This is a genomic window from Mycobacterium sp., from assembly GCF_032159765.1.
GTDB lineage: Bacteria > Actinomycetota > Actinomycetes > Mycobacteriales > Mycobacteriaceae > Mycobacterium.
Window position 1 is genome coordinate 1 of sequence record NZ_JAVHWM010000065.1, and the last position, 3,095, is coordinate 3,095.

Consider the following 3,095-nt stretch of genomic DNA (forward strand, 5'->3'; position numbering starts at 1 on the left):
CTGTGGGCCATCCTCGTGGCCCTCGAATGGGTTAGTCATGTGTGTGTCTCATTTCTGATTGTGGACGGAAGCACTGTGTGCGCTCCCGATACGTTTACGATATATCGGAATGTATCGCGATGCAACCATTGGCCGCCGTATCTCGCCAGCGCGAGGATGTCCGATGCGGATGTCGCTAAGAGGCGGCCGGCACGGACGGATGGCGCCGCCCGACGTCCACTACGTCAAGCGATGTACTGCCATCGCGAGGTTGGCGATCTGGACACGCCTCGACGCCGCGCCAAGTGAACGCCGTAACGTAAACGGATGTGAGCGAGCGCGAAGACTTTCTTGAACAGCATCTTGGACCACCCCCCGACGAGTCGGCTAGACCGTCCGAGCACACCCCACCGCATGGTTGGTCCCCCCCGCCCACACCATCTTCGCCGCCGACCCAGCCCGCTCCCTCCTTGGACCAGCCGCCTAGCGGCTACCCAGCCCAGTTTCCGCAGCGTGCCGTGCCATCGCGCGGTGTCCATAACGATGATGCGCGGGCACCCGCGGCGCACCAGCCCGGCGCAGGCCCTGACGAGGAGACCCGAGCGTTTCCGGCACCACATTCCGCATCCGCATGGCAGGCAGGGCCGCCGCAATCTCCAAATCCCTCAGCCGCCGTCCCGGTGTCGGGTGCTTCACGCTCGCACACGCCCATCAGGCCCCCCACACCGTCACCTGGGTGGGGTAACTACACCGACACGATTCGCACCAGTGATCTTGTGCCGACGCGCAAGGTTCCGCCCGGGCGCGGTTGGCGCGGAATCCTTTTCAGGGCAACGTTCGGGCTTGTGAATTTGGGGCAGTCGCCCGACGAGGTGCGTCAAGTCGCGCTCGAGACCAAGGTCCGCACCCTATTACGCGGCAACTATAAGATCGGCGTCCTAGGCAAGGGCGGTGTCGGCAAGACAACTGTTGCGGCAAGCGTTGGGTCAACCCTCGCAACGTTGCGGCCAGACGACAGGGTTGTGGCGCTCGACGCCGATACGGCGTTCGGCAAGCTCGCGTCGCGGGTGGACCCTAGCGTCACCGCCTCGTACTGGGAGCTAACCGCCGACGATCACCTCGACAGCTTCGCTGATGTGCGCACCTGCGTGGGCAACAACCCGGCCGGACTGTTTGTCCTGGCTGGCGAAGCATCAACGGCCCGCCGACGCGTCCTTGATCCAGCGATCTACCGTGAGGCGGCCGCGCGACTCGATCGCCATTTCACTATCTCAATCGTGGACTGCGGATCAACGATCGATGCGCCGGTCACGCAGGAGGCTCTACGCGACCTGGATGCGTTGATCGTTGTGTCGTCGCCATGGGTCGACGGCGCATCGGCGGCTGGACAGACCCTTGAGTACCTCCATAACCAGGGCATGCGGGCGCTCCTGGCCAACACTGTCATCGTTCTCAACGATTCCGACGGACACGCGAATACCCGCACTCGCAACATCCTTGCGCACCAGTTCGCGAGCAGAGGTCAGCCAGTGTTCCAAGTGCCGTTCGATCCCCACCTGCGGCCGGGCGGTGTGATTGACGTAGTCCACGAAATGGCACCGGGTACCCGGCGACGGTTTCTTGAGATTGCCGCAGTAGTCGCAGAACATTTCGCCGACACCACAGGGCCTCGCCGGGAGCAGAGAGGGCGCTAGCCGCGCGGGAAGTCTAGGTAGGCCGTCGCCGCCGCCACTCGTCTTGCGTCATGGCGTCGATGCGCGCCTGTGTGCGTAGAGCCCATTGTGGTGAGAGCGAATTCATTAAGGCGTGCCAATCCACCACCCATGGTGGGCGGTACCTGCCGACCGAGGGCTCTCGGTTACGGCTGCGTGCGATAGCACTGGCGACGTCAGAGACAATCCAATACAGGAGTTCGTAAGGCTCCACTGTCTTACGCACCCATACGATTTCGCCATTTCGGACGGCCTGATAGCTCAGCTCATTAGCCTCGATCCTGTAGAACACGCCCGTCGCGTGCGACCCAACGGGTTCAGGAACGTAGCGCGGCTTCTCCCCCGCTACCGCCGTCAGCCTCCCCACCCATTCATCACGCAGGTTCATAAAATCCGTGTCGGAGATGATCGCGTCAGAGCCGGTTGATGCAGACTCCGGTATCGGGGGTGTGTTCGACGACGCTTCAACCACGGGATCGGGCTGCGGTGTCACATCAGGCGACGCCTCAGATCCCGTCTCCGAATCGGCCAGCGCACCCGGCGAAACCTCAGACTCCGTCTCCGAATCGGCCAGCGCACCCGGCGAAACCTCAGACATGTCGGTTGCTATTGGCCCAGAGCTTGGCGAGGTGTCGGGAGCACGTGCGCTCGACTCATGGTCAGCAGCTGTAATCGGAGGAGGAGCAACATCTTCGATGTCGCTCGCCGGGCTGTCGTCGATCTCGCCGACGGCAACGTAGTCGATCTTCCGCATATCCAGACGATCCTCATTACAAAGACTTGGGTCAACGACGTAGGCGATATTCACGGCGAGGTTGGTCATCCCAGAACGAAGTCGTGTGCCCGATTGCCGCGAGCAGACGACGAGGTGCTCGACCCAGAGGAGCGGCCCGTCCTGATCGTCCGAAAGCGCCGTTGATGCTGTGCGGCGGCGGTCGAACCCTGCCGGCAGATGGTATTTCAATGGAGCATCCAGGTGGGCACACCAGTAGTCATCGCGGTCAATGCCGGTGAGGCGACCGACGATGGTAGCTCGTAGGGGAAGCTGGCCCGGAAGATCCTGCGGCCCGACATCGACGGTATGTAAAACAAATCTGGCCACGGATGCAAATTTATCGGGCTTGCGCGGTTTGTGTTGCGAGTGGTGCTGCAATTCGGGCGGCCGTGCCGGCGGGTCGGCGATCCGCACCCGTCCATGCAGTGGGGGCGAGTGAACAACCGGATCAGTTACCGTGAGCCGCCACAACGTTCGCAGGAGTCCGCGCCGCGGCTCCTATGCGGCGTCGTCGCCGTCTTCGTCGTCTTCGTCGTCACCACCGAGCAGCCGTTCGGGGTGGTGGAAGTCGTTTCGGCGGGGTTGCCCGTTGTCGAGGTGTGGCGGCGGGATCCACTCGGTGGTGCCGT

The 3,095-nt window shown here is 62.9% G+C and carries 2 protein-coding genes; one reads left to right on the top strand and one right to left on the bottom strand.

Annotated elements, in window-relative coordinates; translation table 11 throughout:
• Positions 1-824: 824 nt before the first annotated feature.
• The gene (locus tag QOH60_RS07910) at positions 825-1,673 is read left to right on the top strand and encodes a MinD/ParA family ATP-binding protein (protein WP_526418850.1); all 849 of its coding nucleotides are present in this window, start codon (positions 825-827) and stop codon (positions 1,671-1,673) included.
• Positions 1,674-1,686: 13 nt separating this feature from the next.
• Here QOH60_RS07910 and QOH60_RS07915 read toward each other — a convergent pair whose 3' ends face one another.
• Entirely contained in the window at positions 1,687-2,880 is a 1,194-nt protein-coding gene (locus QOH60_RS07915) for an Imm63 family immunity protein (protein WP_526418852.1), read from the bottom strand.
• Positions 2,881-3,095 lie beyond the last annotated feature (215 nt).